Here is a 15,376-nt window from a genome sequence, read left to right as displayed (position 1 = left end):
CGGTTCCCCGCGAGGGTAGCCAAATGCCCGACGAGCTTGGCCGAGACCGTGACGACCGCCCCGCCGATGGTGATGCTGGGGATGTTGATGACCATCAGCCGGGCCTCCGTCGCATACCAAAGCTGCGTTGAAATTCTTTGTCCAAGGCTCCGGTCGAGACCAGCGCCCGCACGCGATCCCGGATAGTGACATCAAGGAACCTGCTGCCTTGGCTGTCCGTCCGTTCCTCGGCGGTGACATCGGTCGCGGAGTAGTTGTTGATCTGGACCTTGAAGCCGCTTTCCGCCTGCGCCGTGGCGCTCGGGACATAGCCGGGCGTGACGACTGCATAGGGTGAACCGCCCAGCCCCCGAGACGCGACGGACGGCACCGAAGGTGCGGCCAGCCGCATCATCGGGGCAGCGTTCACATTCGCGGCGCTGGCGGTGCTGGGGGTGCCGGTGAAGCTGCCCACCAGCAGGGACGCGAATTCCTGAAACTGCTTCTGCGCGAGGAAAATCGCGAGTTCTTGCAGCATCTGGTTCAGCATGTCGGACCAAGCTTCACCGGCACTCTTGGTGCCGCTGATCAGGTCGGTGAACAGGGACGTGAAACCGTCGCCCAACGTGTCCTCGACCTGTTCGGAAAGCGTCTTGGTATCCCGCAGCCCCTGATTCAACTGTGCGACGGCGCGGGCGTAAAGCTCGGTCTGTTGCGGGTTGAGCTTGACGCCCTGCGCGTTCAGGTCGGCCACCAGCTTGTTCAGTTCGGCCAGATCGGCCTGTGCCTGTTCGACGGGCGTCATGTATTCAGCCAAGGCGCGGTTCAGCGCGTCGGTGGCCTTGGTGATCGCGTTCGTCGCCTCGGTGGTGGCCTTCCCGGCCCCGCCCATGGCCTTGGCGGTGGCACTCGCAGCCTTCGCAGCGTCGGCCTGCGTCTTCGCGTTGCGGCGCTGCGCTTCGGTATGCCGGTCAATCGCGGCGTTGTGCTCGTTCAGTTCGGCGATAGCTTCCTTGCGGATCACCGCGTCCGACGATTCCAGCGCCGGGCGCAGTTCCTCGCGCTTGGCGGCTTTGGCGGCTTCGCCCCGTGCTTCCCAAGCGTCAGCCCCGCGCAGAATGGCGGCGGTCTCGATGTCCAGCGCCATGGTGCTCAGGTTCAGCGAACTGGTCGCACGCATGATGCCGGTGATCGCGCCTGCCGCCGCAGTCAGGGCGGCAGTCAGTTGCGCGGCCTGTGCCGTGGTGCCTGCCAAGGCGCGCGTGGTGCCGCCTGCCGCGTCGGTGATCTGCTGTTGCAGGTCCAGCGAACGGGTCTGCTGCTCGCTGAACCGCAGCGCCTCGGTCAGGATGTTGCGCTGTTCCTGCGTCAGGACTTTCGCGGTCCTGTCCCATTCCAGCAGGCCGGTGACGATGCCCGAGATTTCCTCGGCAGGGCGTCCCTCGGTCAGGGCATGGCCCAGCCGCGCGAAGGCTTGCCCGACATACTGGCTCTGCGCCAAGGTGCCGGTCAGCCCCTCGCGGATTTCGGCGATCTGGGCATTGACGGCCTCTAGGTTGCTGCCGCCGCTGGGATCGAAGTTCAGCAAGTCCTCGCGCTGCTGTTCCAGCCGCGTCCAAGCGAGGGCCTGCGCGTCGATGGCCTTGGTCTGGCTCTCTATCGCTGACAGCGTAGACGCCTGCTGCACGGCCACGTTCGCCTGACTGAGGGTCAGCATGGCCTTGGATAGCTCGCGCAGGCCCTGTGCGGCGGCAACGGTATAGGTGCCCCATTGGTCGAGCGGCTGGCTGGCCTGCTGGAACGCGCTGCGGGTGGCCTCGACCGAAGCGGCCAGCGCGTCGGTGGCCTCGGTCAGGTTTACCGTGGCTTCTTCGGCTTCAAGGAAGTTCCCGGCCAAGGGCAGCGCGACGGCGGCAACCAGACCCAAGAGCGCGCCCAAGGGGCCGAAGCTGTCCAACAGTTGCGGTGCCTGCTGCCCCAGCGCCTTGAACGCGCTGGTGCCCATGCTGACCTGAACGGCCACGTCCTGCGCCTGCCGTCCGAAGTTCTGCAAGGCCGCGCCGTGCTTGCTGAACGTCGCGCCCAGACTGCTCAGCCGGGCGTTCTGGTTCGCGGCGGTGGCGGTGGATTTGGCAAGCTGATCGGTGGCGCGGGCGAGGCTCTGGCGCTGCTTCTCGGCGAGTCGGGCTTCCCGCGTCTCGGCGGTCAGAGCCTTCTGCATCATGGCTTCGGCGCGGGTGGCATCGTTCAGGCTCTTGATCAGCGCCGTGAGAGATTGCGTGCCGGTCGCATCGACCCGGACTTCGTATTGGGTGCTGCCGGTCATTGCCATGGTCAGGCCCTCCGCCTGCGGGTGCGCTTGCGCGACTTCCGGGCTGCCGTGGCGATCCGGGAACCGCCAGACCCGGCCACGGTGACGACAGGCAATGCGTAGATCGCCGGTTGCCCGCTGGTGCCGCCTTGGGCCTGTCCATAACGCAAGCCGATCTGATCTGAGTTCAGCCAGCCGAACTGAATGCTGATCGTCGGAAACTTGGCAATGGCCTCGCGGGCGATCCCGGCCAGAATGTGCCGGTCAGCTTCCAAGACAGGGCTATGCGGCGCGGCGTTGATGATCTGAAAGACATCCTCGGCGGCGATCTGTTCGACCGGGGGAACGGCAGCGATCTGCCGCCCGTCGCGATAGATGCGCAAGCTCTTGGCGTAGCGCCAAGGATGGCTTTTCACGCGGTTGCCGCGCGGGGCCTTGGCGTTGAAGCTGGCGATGACGAAATTCATCGCCTCGGCGATCAGGTCAGGCTGCGCGCCGTCGCCGGTCGTGATGGTCTGATACGGAACCAAGGGCCATTGGTTGATCCCGCGCCAGTCGCCGTGAACCTGCCGGATGGTCGAGCCGACGATGATGCGGCGGGTCAGGTGGTCGGGATCTAGGTTCCCGGCCTTGACGGCTGCATCGGTCAGTCTGGTCTGCTGGGCGCTGACCTCTTGCCCCACGCCCGAACGGATCAGTTCAGGGACGGCGAGGCGAGGATCGGGGCCGATGCGGGTGATGGTCAGCATGGTCACGGCCCCGTCATGGCAGCGGCCAATTGGGCCGGGTCGAGGTCCAGCATGTTGCGGCTCGGGGCCTGTGCGCGGGCTGCGCGTTCGGCGTCGGCCTGCCAAAGTTCGGCCATCAGATACACCTCACGGGCATAGAGCCGGGAAGCGGCTTCGAAGGGTGCGAGGTTCAGGGCGGCGGCGCAACGCATGACCAGTTCCTGTGCCGGACTCAGCCCGCCTTCCGGGCGGGCCTCTGGACGTTTCCCACGTCCGGGGCCTCGTCCTCGGGATCGGCGGCTTGGCCGAACAATTCGATATTCAGCTTCCGGACCACGGGCAGCAGGACGCGGATCGCGAAACCGGGCAGCGCCTTGGCTTCCTCGAAGCCCAGCAGCAGGCCATCGGGGCCGGTGACGGCATGGGCGATCAGGGTAATCGCGCTGTCCTGCGGCTCGCTGCTTTCCAGCGCGATCAGGCCATCCGCTTTGATTTCGCTGACGGTGAATACCTGATCGCGGATGGTGACGGTCTCGGTCTGGGGGCTGAAATAGCGGCTCATGCGGTGCTTTCTCCAAAGGATCGGATGCGGCGGCGGGTTTCAGACACGATGTCTGAAAGCTCGGCCAGCAAGCGGACATATTCACGCGCCGTCTGATTGGCCTCGCGCTGTGCGCGTCGGCAATCTGCGGCCAGCCGGTAAAGCGCGAGTTGCCCGGAAATAATTTCCAGCAACTCGCGCTCGGTAAACTGTGGGGGATGTTCAGGTTCACGCGCCGGTTCGGCGTCTGGGGGCAGGGAACCGGGGAAGTCTGACGAGCGCATGTGCGGCTGTCCATGAATGAAAACCTGCCAAAGGATAGGTTTTCTCGGGCCACGTGGCAAGGATTTGTTGAGTCAGGTCAGTGTATTACGGAAAAGGATAGTATCCTTTGCGTATTTCCAGCGGTTCAACCGGAGCGGGTCAGTTCGTCGCGACTCAGCGATCCAGCAGGTTTCCCCAACGCGCTTCACTGGCGCTGGCTGCGCCCTGTTCCGGGTCGGTGGCGTGCGCTTCCTTCCGGCGCTTCTCGGACAGGGCACGATGACTGCCGGTCAAGCCCAGCGAAGCGAGGGTAGCGCGGGCAGCACGGGACTCGCTCTGCGCCAACCTCACAAGCGCGATGTATTCATCGGCAGCGCCGATCTCCATGGCCTTCGCGGCCAGCTTGCGGGCATTGGATTCGCCGTGCAGCGCCAGCGTGGCGGCAATCAGCATCTGCCGGTCGGTCGAGGTCATGCGCTGCCGAACGGTGCTGATCTCGTGCGCGGCTGATCGGAAATACCTGTGCCAGACCTCGGGAAGCCCGGCCAGCGCGTCGGGCACCGGATCGGGCAGGGTTTCGACGGGCTGGACGGGGGAAGAGTTCGGTTCGGCGCGGCGTGCCATGGGGAAGGCTCCTTTCAGGCGGTGGTCGTAATGCGGTCATGTCGGGTCGTCAGGAACATTTTTTCCGGGAAGCCGGGCGGTTTCTCCGGCCAGAAAATCGCGCGGACGGCTCCCGAGTGCGGTCAGCGGGGTCGGACCCCCAACATTTTGGGTGCCCCCGCGCATTACGGTTGACCGCCGCCTTGGGCGTGCCGTGCCGTAATGCGGAATCGCCAGCATGGGTCTATGCCTTCGGGTCGAGGGGTGCGGGGATGGGGATCGGCTGGGCGCTAGCTCGTGCTGAGGCCGTGACCATCATCGCGCGGGGCTGGCCTTCGCGCAAGAGATATGGGCTGGCTGTCAGCCGGGGGACTGCCTACCGTCCCGCAGGATGCGTGCAGGTCGGGGGGAATCGATGCGCTGGAAGATGGAACGTAAAGACCTGCGCAAAGTGATGATTACCCTAGCGATCAGTGTGGGGGTGCTGATGGTCACGTCCCGCGATGGATGGAACTCGTTCGACCGCATCTTGCTCGTGCTGATCATCGTCTATGCCGTCAAGGCCGTGATGGTGTATCGGCGCAAGGAATAAGCCGGGCGTCGTCTTGCCATGATTTGTGAGATGGCTTTCAGTGACGGCGAGCAATGCAGGGGAACGGATGATGGCCTACGTCGCGCTGGTCGTGTTCTTTGCAGCGATGGCGGGTCTGGCCGTCGTGGCAGTTCTGATCTTCTCGCGCAGTAGCGATATATTCCGAGCGAAGAACATTACTGAGATGGACCTGTTCGCGCGAGGGCGCATGAAGCTGTTCGGCTGGTGGATTGCGCTGATCATAGTCGCAATCGTCTCCGGTGTGCTGGCATCCTTGCTCAAAGCTTGACCGGGGCAGACTTAGAGCAACGATCCCTCGACTGAATTGCGAAGCTGGTTCAGCGCCTCGGCCAGTGACGCCCGCGAATAGCCGAACTGGCCGGAGCGGGGCACCCGCCAGTTATAGGACGCATCGCCACCAGCGGTGCTGTATTGAACGTGCCCGATGACTTCACCATCGCGGCGCACAATCCACGATGAACCTGTCGGCCCGTCGTAGGTGACGCTGCGCTCCGAGGCGTATGTCCATCGGTGTTCCATGATAAGAACAATAATAGAACATCCGCAGGTGGGCAACTAGCCCGCCGTCACCCGTTCTGCCGGGATACGCTTCACCCGGACGCTGCGCCGGAAAGCGCGGGGTATGCCGCGCGTCTCCATGATGCCCAGAGCTTCCAGCCCGGCTGTGGCTAGGTCAGCGTTCCCGAGATTGTAGTGCCGGGCCAATCGGTCATCGAAGGTCAGGACGGCGAAGTGCAGGCCGCTGGCATCCCAGACCAGACCAGCGCGCCGGAAGTCGGCACCGTGCCAGCACAAGGCGTGCCAGCACGGGACAGGCAGGGGGGATACCCAGCGCGGGGCGAAGCCGGTCAGGCGTGTCACCTCGGCAGCGCGGGTGTCAGGGAGGGGCAAGAACCCATGCAGCGCCATAATGATGATCCCTTGGTTCGCGGGAATACCTTGCTTCAACTTAATTCAAAAATACACTGCGCCTATCAAATCAGAAAAGGGGACAGCATGACACCCGAGGAAGTGCGTAAGGCCGTTTGGAGGCTCTGCATGCCATACGCGATGGACCGGATAGAACAGGTTCGCAAGAGCGGAACCAAGTTTGTTCACTACACGAGCGCGTTTGCCGCACTTCAAATTATAGAAAAAGAGAAAGTGTGGATGCGAAACGCCCTCGTCATGAATGACTTTTCAGAAGTCCAACATGGTGAGCGGTGTCTGGCGCAAAGTTGGCATGATGAAAAAGTCGGCGGAAAGCTGCGAGAAACATTAAGCAAGTTAGACCCGGGACTAGTTAAGGTAATTACCGAAAACTTCGATAGCCGGGCGATTGATCGCGAGGATTTCAGTTATCTAATATCTATCAGCGAACATGGGGACGATAAACTGAATGAAGACAAGTATGGTCGGCTTTCCATGTGGCGCGCGTATGGCGGAAGCACTAATGTCGCGATGGTTTTCAACAATTTCCCATTCGTTAATGAATCGACCGCATTGAACGCATATACAAGTCCCGTTTTGTATTGCGACGAGGAAGAATTTAAAATTCACTTCGCTTCAATGGCGGCTGGACTGGAACAGAATTTGGAACTTCTGAAGACTGCTGGCGCAGAGATCGTGGGCCACGCGTTATTTATGGCATTCCACTTTGCAGCACTTTCCACAAAGCATCCGGGATTTAGTGAAGAAAGGGAATGGCGCGTGATACATTCTCCCACATTGCTTCCTTCAAATAAATTAACTTTTGACACTGAGACCATCGACGGCGTTCCTCAAAGGGTCTGCAAGCTTGAACTGAAGAACTATCCAGACGAGGGATTTACGGGCGCGACATTGCCTGAACTTTTGGAAGAAATAATCATTGGACCGACTCAATATCCTTGGCCGATCCAAGATGCCCTTGCGCGGAAGCTTGAAGAAAAACAGGTCAAAGACCCTTGGTCTAAAGTTCGGGTATCCTCAATCCCGTTGAGACGCTAGCGCGCTAAGGGTCAGTCCCGCACTCGCCCGTCGGCATTCGACTCGCCCGCGTGTGGGTGCGAGTGAACGGAAATATACCTGTCTTAAGAACCTGTGCGGGGCCTCTCATGGCCTCCCGGACTGCGCGCGCCATCGCGCTTAAGGGTGGGCAAACCCTCCGTATGCGAGGTTGCACCCCGTTCGCGTATGCGCGAGCAAACGGGGTGCACCCTCGTTGAGGGTTTTCCCTTAAGGCGAAACAGCAAACAGGGTAACGGTTTTTGGGCCTGTTTACCCCGTTCGCACCCCGTTCGCGAAAATGCAGCGAACGGGGTAACTTTTCAGTCCTCATCGACCACCTCCGGTGCCGCCGCTTCACCCCGCGCAAGGAAGGTGAGACTGCGCTTTCCGTCCGGGGGCACCGGCACCATTTCCGTGATCAGTAGCCCGCGTTCGAGCCAGCCGGTGATCTTCGCGCGGGCCTTCTTCAAGGACAGGGTGATGTCTCGTTCTTTCAGGAATGCGCGCAGCGCCTCGGCGGCGATGGTGTGGTTCTTGCCGACCTGAATGCGGGCTTCCAGCGGCCCCGTCATGGATTTGCGGACAAGGGTCAGGAACGCGCCGACGATGACGGGCGTGAGCTTGTGCGCGTCATCCTCGAACGTGTGCTGGATCAGGACGCCGACATTCTCGCTATTACTCAGAGCCACGTTCTGCCGCTTATACCAGACAGGCGCAGGACGCCTTTCGTGGTTGTTGCCCTTGGCATCGTCCCGCCGCGCATACCTGTGCATCTCATCTTCCGGGACATTCAGGTCTTCGGCCATTTTCGCGTCCATGCTGGACAGCGTGACCGCGATCTTCACCTCGCCACCCACGGAACTGCCCCCTCGTGCCGCCATGAGGTTGCCCGCGACCTCGACGCCCTTGGGGGTATGGTGGGCGATCACGATGGCCGTCCGCGTGGCCTGCGCCAGCATCGTGAGCCGCTGCATCACGATCTTCATCAGGTCATTCGAGTTTTCCTCGACCCCGTGCAGCTTGCCCAGCGGATCGGACAGGACGAGGCCGATCTCCTTCATCCGAATGAGGGCTTCGATGTCTGCCAGCCCGGCCACGTTCTCGACATACTCGCGGCCCTTCATGCTGCCGATCCGGAACACCCTCGCCTCCGACATCGACATGACGAACAGCTTCCCGCGCGTATCCTCGAACTTGATGCCGAAGGTCTTCCGCACCGCCGCCACGCGAAGGTTGATCTCGTCCTTGTCTTCCTCGGCCAGCACCAGCAGCACGTTGCGCGGTTCCTCGTCCGCGACCAGTTCGAGGTCGCCATAGGACTTGCCTGCCGCCGCGTGCAGGGCCATGCCGATCAGGAAAGTCGTCTTCGACACGCCGGGCGGGCCGATCAGCAGCGACAGGTAGCCACGCAAGGCGAAGTTCCGATAGAACCATGGCCGCGTCGGAATCTGGTCCTCGGGTATCTCCGGCAGTTCATATGCCAGGGTGTCGATCCGGGCACGCTCGGCCTCGATCTCGGCTTCCTCCCTCTCGATCCTGCGCCGGACCTCGGAATCGATACCTTCCTGCTTGTGGAAGTCTGCCCGCAGCACGTCAGCCATGATCTCGTCTCCCAGCACTTCGGCTTCTGTCAGGCCCTCGGCCTCGCAAAACTCCTTCACATAGGCAGCGAAGCCCGCTTCCTCGTCGGTCTGATCCACGGCGGCACCGTCCACCGTGACCAGTCGCAACGTGTAGCTTTCCAGCTTCTGCCTGACGCCTTGCAGCCTCTGGGGGCTGATGCTCTCGGGCCGGAAGCCTTTGCGCTTCCTGATCCATGCCAGCAGGCCCGGAATCGAGGTCATGCGCCCGTTCCAGCGGTCTGGCTCCCGGTGCTGGGCCGCGCTGTGGTGGAACAGTTCCCACGCCCGTTCCTCGGCCAAGTCGATGGGCATCACCCGCACCGCGCGCACCAGCCAAGCCGACAAAGCCGGGTGCAGCGCCGCGCCGCTGATGATGTCCTCGGCCGCGAGGGCCATGCCCTCGGCCCCGCTGGGGTAGCCGTCGCTCCGGCTGTCCGGGGTCCAAGGTCGTGCCCCGGCTTCGGTCCAGCGTTTCAGCAGCATCTCGGCCACTTCCTCGGACATGTCGGTAATCGGCGCGATGTTCCCGGCCCCGGTCAGGGTCAGGTAGCGGTTCGATTCCTGCCAATAGATACCGACCTTGCCGCGCTCGACGCCGTTGAACATGGGCATCAGAAAGCTCGGGACCGACCGATACAGCACCCGCATCCCCGATCCGCCCGGCGAGCGTTCCCAATAGGTGCCCGCCGCTGCACGCTCGGCCCAGCCTGCAATGCGCATCTGGCCGTTCATCTGGATCACGCCGTCGAAGTCTCCCCCCGGAAAGCCCAGCCGCGACGGCATTGCCCCTAGCCCGGCCTCGTGCCCTTCTCCCTGCAACCGCTCGACGGCTTCCTGTGCCTCGTCCAGCGTCATGATCGCGCGGGCAGAGGCGGTATTCGGCTTCCTGAAAGCCCCGTCCAGCGGATCGCAGGGAATCTTGTCGAAGCCGATGCCCTCGTCCTTCTGGCGGGGCTTCCAGACCAGACAGGCGCGGCGGTCTCGGGCTTCTCTCAGCACCTCGCGCAGGACGTAGAAGTCAGGCCGGATCAGGCCGGGAAACTTCGTGGGCTCTTGCCCCGTTGGTTGTTCATGCATTAGGGTTTTCCCTAGGTTGTGATTGATCTGGGGCCGGTTAAAACCCGGCCCTCTTTCTTTCGTGGTCCTGATCCGTCTGCATTCTCAGGCTCGACCGTCACCCCCCAAGACATGCGTCAGGAAGTAATCTGCGCGCTGGCGCACGGTCAGGCCGTTCAGCGGCGCTAGGGATAGCCCCACGGGCCAATGCCTGACCCCAGCCTTGTGCAGCGCGCGGGCAGGCATGACCCATTCCCCGGTCAGCCAATCGAATATCCAGCGCGCGGTCGCCAAGTCCGGCAGGTTATCCACGATGCCGTAACCTTCCCAGAACTCGACCTCCTTCGGCGGGCCGAACCGCTCGCGCAGCGCGGCGTGAAAGGCTTCCTCCGTTTCCAGCCAGCCCCGGTCCAGCCACATGCGGTCAACCGGCGTGCAATACAAATCCCAGCGCACGGCGAACTTGCCGTTCTGCCGTGCCGCCAGCGTGACGCCCTTGACGTTCGCTGTCGGCACCGTCTCCGCGCGCAGGATACGGGACCGACCCGGCGCGATGGTGTGATAGAGCCGCTTTCTCCGGTCGGGGGTGATCTTCCGCCGCTTCATTGCGGCATACCCAGATGCGCGTGACGGTCCTCGACCAACTCTGCGATGCGCTCGTTCATCAGATGCAGCATTTCCTCTGCATCGACCAAGAGGTTCAGGGCCTCGGCGATGACCACCTCTGCCCTTTTGCGGTCGGGAAGGTGTTCATGGTCATCGCTCAGGCATCCAAGCTGGTTTGCGATCTGGGAAGCAAAGCAGCTTGCCGCCTCGTCGATGAACTCCACGAAGTCAAGATCGTCATCCGCCGTTTCGGCCCGGTCCAGCGAGTCGGTGACATAGGCGGGCAGACCGCCCCACCGATCCAACCAAGGGTCATAGGGTTCCGGGACGGCCCGCTCTGCCGCAATCCGTTCTGCCTCCCCATTCTCCCGCAGGGCGTCGAGCATTTCGTCAGTCAGCTTGCTATTCATCAGTTCCTCCCTCGCGCTTCTTTCACTCGCGCGTGCCATCTTCATTTCGTGCTTGGCTGAGGGAACGTTCTGTGCCAATTTTGGCGCAGGCTGTTGCGACCAGCCGATTTCTAGGGGCCTCGCTTTGCAAGAGCGGGGCCTTAGTAATTCCAGAGATTGCCGATTCCAAAGGCATGAGTCCAGCGGTTTAAATTATCCGATTTCCTCGCCATATGGTTGATCGTAATACACTTTCTGAACGGAAATTCTTTCCGATCAGTTATCTGATTTACGAATAGAGCCAGCAATCCGTAATACATGAGTCCAGATTTATTTCCCGATTTCACCGAGTTGAATTAATCGCGCGCAACTGGTCCGAAATTGATTTCCGACCGGCTCGCCATTCACGAGTTATTCCAATTCGCGCAGGCTCCCGTTTTTCGCCCGTAGAGCGGCCTTAGCGGTCGGCGGGTGGGTGGACATAGGCGATGGGCGAGATAGCCCCGTGGCGCGGCTCCTACGGGCGCGGCGAATAGCGAACGGCCCCCGCCTTTCGGTGGGGGCCTCTTTCGTCAAGCGCCGGTCTGTGCCGTCACTTCTTCTCGCGGGCCTTCATGGTCGCCATCCCGTCCCGAAAGCCAGCCGCATAGTCCTCCATGCTCCCGCCGTCTCCCGCCTCCACGTCGAAGAACTCGCACGCGTCCTCGAACTCCATGCCAAGATCAAAGGTCAGGTGCCCAAAGGCGAGGGAATCGAGCATCTCGCCCAAGCAATTCGCCTTTCGGAAATGATTATCCGTGATCCCGCTTAGCCCGTCGAAATAGGTGGCGATGCTGGCCTCGATCTCTGCACGCGTCCTGCCCCCGTAGGTGCCTGCCGGTGCAGGCCGGGGTGCCGGTGGCGCGGTATAGGAAGGCGGCTCGCTGACCCGCTCAGCGGCTGCTGGGGCGGGTCTGGCCGCAGGCTGGGGTTGAACCAGTCGCTGCACGTCCGAGGCCGTCAGCGTGCCGCCTGACGTGACGTGCTCTATCGCCCGCGCCCGGATGTCCTCGGAAGCCGTGGCGAGCATGGCACCGTTCTTGATGCCGATGCGCAGGACCGCCGCGATTGGCAGATGGCCGAAGGCGTCGAACAAGGCGCGATACCGATGCGCCATGCGGATGTTGATGCTTTCGGACACGGTGTCCGAAAGCCATTTCCCGAATCTGATATTCGGGTTCCCGCCCTCGATTCCGCAGTCGGCAGACTCGCACAGCGCCCGCCCGGCTGACAGGATCGCCCCGACCTCCAAGGCGAACCTGATCCTTTGTTCGGCGTGCCGGGCCGTGACGGCGCGCAGGGCCTCGGCCAGTTCCGACAGCGACTGGCCTTCCGGGCGCAAGATGAACTCGTTCATCGTGCAGGCCCCCTTAGTAGATCGACCAGTCGGACACGCGGTCGTTCGCGTCGAACCAGACATAGGTGCCCGTCCCATATTCATACATCGTATCGGTGAAGCTGCTGACATGCGCGATGGTGCCCCTGCCTTTCAGGCAGTCGAGGAATTGCTTGCGCGCACCTCTCCTGATCGCGCTGCCTTTCCCTTCCGGGTTGGCGATCCAGTCCAGTTCAGAGGCGGTGAACCCCCGCCTGCCCAACTCGCTTAGACCCCGCGCAGCCGCAACAGATGCAAGTTGATAATCTTCTTCGGACGCGATGCCCAACTTCATGTCCAATTCCTTCGTCTTCTGTTCGAAGGTGGCGGTTCGTGATCCCGGTGCGCCTCGATGGCTTCGGCGATCAGCCTCTCGGAAAGCATCGCAGACCTGCTGCGTCGGCACCCCCGCGAGGTCGTCCCGCATCAGTAGCAGCGTGGAACGGTTGGCGGGCTGGCTCGACGCTTGTGGCTGGGTGCACCCCGCCAGCACAGCCAAGAGGCAGGACGCAGTCAGGACTGCGGGGCGTTTCGTGAATCGTGTCATGATCATTATCCCTGTTCTTAGTCCTCGACCCGATACCGGACATTTCGACCGAACCGTTCGAACGGCACTTGGGGGTGTGCGCTCGCGCGGTCCTTCTGTAGCCAAGACATGCTCACGCCCAGCCGCTCGGCCATTTCCCTCTCGGTCAGCCAGCGCGGTCCTCTCCGCACCCCCGCACCGGCAGCAGCGGGCGCAGTCGCGCCCCCTGCCCCGTCCTCTGCCATCGTGACCAGTTCGAGGATCAGCGGGTCAGTGACAGCGTGCAGCGTCCCGAGGTCCATCCAGACCCCGCCCTCGGGGTCGATCTGGTAGCGCATCCCGGCAATCTCGATCCGTCTCATGCCGTCACCTCGCCCAGCAACTCGTCCTCGATCATCACGGCGTAGCGCGGCAATTCGCTGACGATGCCCCTCGCGTAATCGCTATGCACGTCGCCGACGCTATGCGCCGTCAACAGCCGCGCCGCGATCCCCGGCACCCCTGCCATCTCGGCGGCGATGACGTAGCCGCGCCGCAAGTCGTGGGGCGTCAGTCGCCGCCCTTCCGCCAGCACGGCCTTGCTGATCTCGTCCACCGTCTTGCGCACGTCACCCACGGGCTGAAAGCTGCCATCACCGGCAGCAACCCGGCTCGGAAAGACCCAAGCCGAGTCCTCCTGCCACAGCTTCTGGTGCCGCAGGATTTCGCGAAGGCGCGGGGTGATCGGTCGGACCAGCGGCACGTCGGCTTTCATGCGTCCTGCCGGGATGACGATTTCCTCGCGCTCGACCTCGGCCCAAGACAGGTCCAGCACTTCGCGCGCCCGCATCCCGGTCAGGGCCAGCATCGCCAATGCCCCATAGGTGCCGCCAGACGGCCCCCTGCGCCGCATCCGGGTCAGGGCCTCATTGATCCACGCGGCCCGCTCGTCGGGCAGCAGGGCATTCGTGCGCACCGGAGTCGGGGCCATGCGCTTGCGGGCACGACGCCCGTCGCCCTTGAACTCCTTGACGGGGTTATCGGTCGGGCGCTTCTCCTTCGGCTGGGCTTCGGCCCAGCTAGACCAGAGCGCGGCCAGACTCCTGATGGTCAGGTTCGCCGTGGCGGCGCTGTGGCTCGCCAGCAGGCCGGTATAGGCGTTGCGGACATGCACGTCACTCGTCGCCCCTACCCGCTTCGGGAACTCGTCAGGCAGGCGCTGGACCGCGTAGCGGTAACTCTGGATCGTGGTGGCACGGGTCAGCGGGTTGCGCTGGGCGTGCAGGTCCACGACCTCGGCCCACGTCATGCGCTTGAACTTGTCATCCTTGGTGCGGGTGGCGTCACGCTCGGCCTTCGGAACGTGTTCACCCTTCATCATCGCGACCATGATCGCCTGCGCGTCCTCGCGCAGCTTGGCGACGTTGCAGTCAGCCGAATCGTAGATGCCCAGCGACTCGCGCCGCAGCGTGCCCCGGATGCGGCGCTCGACTCCGAAGACCCACTGCTTCTGCTGCTTGCGGCAGACCAGCCCCGTGCAGCCGGTATCGCGCAGAAAGACCTGCATCGTTCCTGCTGCCTCGTGGGCGGCAATCGCCTTTTTCAGGGCGGTCTGGGTGAAGTTGAACGCGCGAGGTGGTTCCTCGGCCTTGGGCGGGGCCTTGGGTGCGCGGGTGTTCAGGGCTATGATGTTCGTGGTCATGGCGGCTCCATCGCTGTGATCCGGCCTCGTGCAGTTGGCGCTGCGCGGGGCCTTTCGAATTAAAGACCACTTGACCGAATACCCGTCAAGTGGGCTTGCAGCAGTCTCCTAGGAGACTGTTTCGCTGCAAATCAGTGCGAATCGGAGCCTGTGCTGTTTTGCAATAATTCCGTTAAGATACTGTATTACAGTAATAAATATGACTCTGTGCGAGGCCCTGCGAATCGTCCTCAATGGACTGTTAATCAATTGGTCCTAGGTTCGATCCCTACCGCCGGAGCCAATCAATCCATACGGCATTGATTCTGCTACGATTTTCGTAATCTCGCTTCGGCGTGTCACACATCAGTGTCACACCGCCGTCGATAGGTCCGAGGGTCGCCCGCTTAACGCGAGGTCGATCGAATTGGTAGCCACACCCCATATCCTCCAACGCGGTCACAGCTATCACTGGCGGCGACGCCTGCCTCGGTTGTCCACAAAAAACGGCGTCCTGCAGGTGCCACTTCGTACGACAGATCCCACGCATGCCCGTATAATCGCTCGCAGATTGACTGCAGTGAGCGACCGAATGTTCGACGACATCCGCAACGAAACCCTGAGCCTCACCGACGCTGCCAAATGGCTGCGCCATGTCGTCACGGATGAAATGGCGCGCATCCAGCGAAATCGGGCCATCATATTCGCCGATGGCGGCCCTAACCCACGCGCGGATTGGGCGATGGCAGAAGCCTGGAAGATTCTTGCGAAGCGTGGTCCTTGCGCAGCCCTGCGCCAGGAGGATCACGCTACTCTTGTTGCCGCTGGCCATTCGAATGCTGATATTGAGCAGCTCACCGTCTCCTTGGAAATGCTGTCCTCGGATCTGTGCAGCACTGCCCATGTTAACCGGATGACCAGGTCATTCAGCGATATGACCGGCAGATCTGATCGGCCCAGGCTCCAGACCCATTGATTTCGTGCCTTTGGCGTGTTTCAGGCTCCGCAAGGAGAACTGACCGATGGGCAATTTTTTCTGGCTGAGCGAGGCGCAGATGGAGCGGCTAAGGCCCTTCTTTCCCAAGAGCCACGGCAA

General features: G+C 62.4%; 18 protein-coding genes. 4 read left to right on the top strand and 14 right to left on the bottom strand.

Features of this window, described 5'->3' with window-relative positions:
• Positions 1-94 precede the first annotated feature (94 nt).
• The 6 genes from VNQ78_RS09895 to VNQ78_RS09870 all read right to left on the bottom strand — a co-directional run bounded on the left by VNQ78_RS09895 (position 95) and on the right by VNQ78_RS09870 (position 4,447).
• Positions 95-2,311, bottom strand: coding sequence for a phage tail length tape measure family protein (locus tag VNQ78_RS09895; protein ID WP_325689184.1), 2,217 nt, complete (start codon positions 2,309-2,311; stop codon positions 95-97).
• Between the two features lie 2 nt (positions 2,312-2,313).
• The gene (locus VNQ78_RS09890; RefSeq protein ID WP_325689182.1) at positions 2,314-3,045 is read right to left on the bottom strand and encodes a hypothetical protein; all 732 of its coding nucleotides are present in this window, start codon (positions 3,043-3,045) and stop codon (positions 2,314-2,316) included.
• A complete protein-coding gene (locus tag VNQ78_RS09885; protein WP_325689180.1) occupies positions 3,042-3,230 on the bottom strand; it encodes a hypothetical protein in 189 nt (62 codons plus the stop codon). Before VNQ78_RS09885 ends, VNQ78_RS09890 begins: the two co-directional genes overlap by 4 nt.
• Positions 3,231-3,250: 20 nt before the next feature.
• Entirely contained in the window at positions 3,251-3,580 is a 330-nt protein-coding gene (locus tag VNQ78_RS09880; protein WP_325689178.1) for a hypothetical protein, read from the bottom strand.
• Entirely contained in the window at positions 3,577-3,843 is a 267-nt protein-coding gene (locus tag VNQ78_RS09875) for a hypothetical protein (RefSeq protein ID WP_325689176.1), read from the bottom strand. Before VNQ78_RS09875 ends, VNQ78_RS09880 begins: the two co-directional genes overlap by 4 nt.
• Positions 3,844-3,997: 154 nt before the next feature.
• A complete protein-coding gene (locus tag VNQ78_RS09870; protein WP_325689174.1) occupies positions 3,998-4,447 on the bottom strand; it encodes a hypothetical protein in 450 nt (149 codons plus the stop codon).
• 394 nt (positions 4,448-4,841) lie between these two features.
• On the opposite strand from VNQ78_RS09870, the gene VNQ78_RS09865 reads away from it, so the two are divergent.
• Entirely contained in the window at positions 4,842-5,018 is a 177-nt protein-coding gene (locus VNQ78_RS09865; protein WP_325689172.1) for a hypothetical protein, read from the top strand.
• Between the two features lie 67 nt (positions 5,019-5,085).
• On the top strand, positions 5,086-5,307 hold the full coding sequence (locus VNQ78_RS09860; protein WP_325689170.1) for a hypothetical protein: 222 nt from the start codon (positions 5,086-5,088) through the stop codon (positions 5,305-5,307).
• Positions 5,308-5,318: 11 nt separating this feature from the next.
• Here the strand turns inward: VNQ78_RS09860 and VNQ78_RS09855 are convergent, their stop codons facing one another.
• Complete coding sequence (locus tag VNQ78_RS09855; protein WP_325689168.1) at positions 5,319-5,486, bottom strand: hypothetical protein; 168 nt, start codon at positions 5,484-5,486, stop codon at positions 5,319-5,321.
• A 246-nt stretch (positions 5,487-5,732) separates the two neighbouring features.
• Here VNQ78_RS09855 and VNQ78_RS09850 point away from each other — a divergent pair, with 246 nt between their 5' ends.
• Entirely contained in the window at positions 5,733-7,007 is a 1,275-nt protein-coding gene (locus tag VNQ78_RS09850; RefSeq protein ID WP_325689166.1) for a DUF2971 domain-containing protein, read from the top strand.
• Between the two features lie 320 nt (positions 7,008-7,327).
• Here VNQ78_RS09850 and VNQ78_RS09845 read toward each other — a convergent pair whose 3' ends face one another.
• The 7 genes from VNQ78_RS09845 to VNQ78_RS09815 all read right to left on the bottom strand — a co-directional run bounded on the left by VNQ78_RS09845 (position 7,328) and on the right by VNQ78_RS09815 (position 14,301).
• A complete protein-coding gene (locus VNQ78_RS09845) occupies positions 7,328-9,706 on the bottom strand; it encodes an AAA family ATPase (RefSeq protein ID WP_325689164.1) in 2,379 nt (792 codons plus the stop codon).
• Between the two features lie 84 nt (positions 9,707-9,790).
• Positions 9,791-10,291 (bottom strand): hypothetical protein, encoded by a 501-nt coding sequence (locus tag VNQ78_RS09840; protein ID WP_325689162.1) that lies wholly within the window; start codon positions 10,289-10,291, stop codon positions 9,791-9,793.
• Positions 10,288-10,701: a hypothetical protein gene (locus VNQ78_RS09835; RefSeq protein ID WP_325689160.1), complete on the bottom strand. Its 414-nt coding sequence runs from the start codon at positions 10,699-10,701 to the stop codon at positions 10,288-10,290. Before VNQ78_RS09835 ends, VNQ78_RS09840 begins: the two co-directional genes overlap by 4 nt.
• A 571-nt stretch (positions 10,702-11,272) precedes the next feature.
• Positions 11,273-12,076 (bottom strand): hypothetical protein, encoded by an 804-nt coding sequence (locus VNQ78_RS09830; RefSeq protein WP_325689158.1) that lies wholly within the window; start codon positions 12,074-12,076, stop codon positions 11,273-11,275.
• 13 nt (positions 12,077-12,089) lie between these two features.
• On the bottom strand, positions 12,090-12,389 hold the full coding sequence (locus tag VNQ78_RS09825; protein WP_325689156.1) for a hypothetical protein: 300 nt from the start codon (positions 12,387-12,389) through the stop codon (positions 12,090-12,092).
• A 269-nt stretch (positions 12,390-12,658) separates the two neighbouring features.
• Positions 12,659-12,982 carry a hypothetical protein gene (locus VNQ78_RS09820; protein WP_325689154.1) on the bottom strand — a complete coding sequence of 108 codons (324 nt, stop codon included), beginning with the start codon at positions 12,980-12,982 and terminating at the stop codon, positions 12,659-12,661.
• Positions 12,979-14,301: a tyrosine-type recombinase/integrase gene (locus VNQ78_RS09815; RefSeq protein WP_325689152.1), complete on the bottom strand. Its 1,323-nt coding sequence runs from the start codon at positions 14,299-14,301 to the stop codon at positions 12,979-12,981. Before VNQ78_RS09815 ends, VNQ78_RS09820 begins: the two co-directional genes overlap by 4 nt.
• A 406-nt stretch (positions 14,302-14,707) precedes the next feature.
• Here VNQ78_RS09815 and VNQ78_RS09810 point away from each other — a divergent pair, with 406 nt between their 5' ends.
• The gene (locus VNQ78_RS09810) at positions 14,708-15,256 is read left to right on the top strand and encodes a DUF6538 domain-containing protein (RefSeq protein ID WP_325689150.1); all 549 of its coding nucleotides are present in this window, start codon (positions 14,708-14,710) and stop codon (positions 15,254-15,256) included.
• Positions 15,257-15,376 lie beyond the last annotated feature (120 nt).

The organism is Paracoccus sp. (in: a-proteobacteria), from assembly GCF_035556475.1.
Lineage (GTDB): Bacteria > Pseudomonadota > Alphaproteobacteria > Rhodobacterales > Rhodobacteraceae > Paracoccus.
This window is presented reverse-complemented; position numbering and strand designations above follow the sequence as displayed.